The organism is Acinetobacter sp. T_3_1 (genome assembly GCF_025377055.1).
In the GTDB taxonomy this organism is placed as follows: Bacteria; Pseudomonadota; Gammaproteobacteria; order Pseudomonadales; family Moraxellaceae; genus Acinetobacter; species Acinetobacter kookii.
Genome location: NZ_JACHVD010000053.1, coordinates 1 through 620, shown reverse-complemented (window position 1 = coordinate 620; position 620 = coordinate 1). Strand labels below are relative to the sequence as shown.

1 protein-coding gene is annotated in these 620 nt (G+C 39.8%); it reads right to left on the bottom strand.

Annotated features, from left to right (window positions below):
• Positions 1 to 620, bottom strand: a 620-nt coding sequence (locus H4I94_RS16185; protein ID WP_261183729.1) for a SulP family inorganic anion transporter, incomplete at both ends; no start/stop codon positions are given.

Below are 620 nucleotides of genomic sequence, written 5' to 3'. Positions count from 1 at the left end.
AGAATAAGAAGAAAAATGCCCGCAGAGAATGTTGATAAGCGTGTAAGGCCACCTGATTTTACGTTAATCATAGATTGACCAATCATTGCACAACCGGCCATGCCACCCATAAAGCCAGAAGCAATATTCGCAATCCCTTGTCCCTTACATTCCTGATATTTATCACTTGGCGTATCAGTCATTTCATCCACGATAGTTGCTGTCATCATCGATTCAAGTAAACCTACAGCCGCCAGTGCGACTGAATAAGGCAAAATAATCATCAATGTTTCAATATTCAAAGGAATATCTGGAATCAAGAACATTGGAAGTGTGTCAGGTAAAGACCCCATATCGCCCACGGTCCGTACATCAATTCCTAAAGCGATTGCCAATAATGTGATTGCAATGATGCAGACTAGTGGAGAAGGGAGTAATTTTCCTAATTTGGGAACCAGAGGGAATAGATAAATAATTGCTAAACCTAAAGCAACAAAAGCATATACATGCCAGGTCACATTAATCAGTTCAGGCAATTGAGCCATGAAAATTAAGATCGCTAACGCATTTACGAATCCAATAACCACAGATTTAGATACAAACCGCATTAACTTGGCGAGCTTTAAATAGCCTGCCAATAT